This is a genomic window from Stenotrophomonas sp. SrG (assembly GCF_050031795.1).
GTDB lineage: Bacteria > Pseudomonadota > Gammaproteobacteria > Xanthomonadales > Xanthomonadaceae > Stenotrophomonas > Stenotrophomonas rhizophila_A.
Map to the genome: position 1 here is coordinate 1 of NZ_JBNBBE010001455.1, position 234 is coordinate 234.

Genomic DNA, 234 nt, shown 5'->3' on the forward strand with positions numbered 1-234 from the left:
GGCTACGAGAAGCTCGACCGCATGCTCGCCGAGAGGAGCTGACATGGGCAAGGTCGTCACGTCGGCGTCGACATCCCTCGACGGATTCGTCGCCCACGAGAACAACGATCCCGGCCGACTGTTCGACTGGTACGAGGCCGGCGATGTCGAGGTCGTCAACGACGGTGACCTCCCGCCCTTCCACCTCACCCCCACGAGCGCCGAGTTCTGGCGCGGGTGGGTGAAGGACGTCGG

1 protein-coding gene is annotated in these 234 nt (G+C 66.2%); it reads left to right on the forward strand.

All coding sequences use genetic code 11. The features are described from left to right. Positions 1–43 precede the first annotated feature (43 nt). A partial coding sequence (locus ACQG3P_RS24235) for a hypothetical protein (RefSeq protein ID WP_426806474.1) occupies positions 44–234 on the forward strand: 191 nt, incomplete at its 3' end.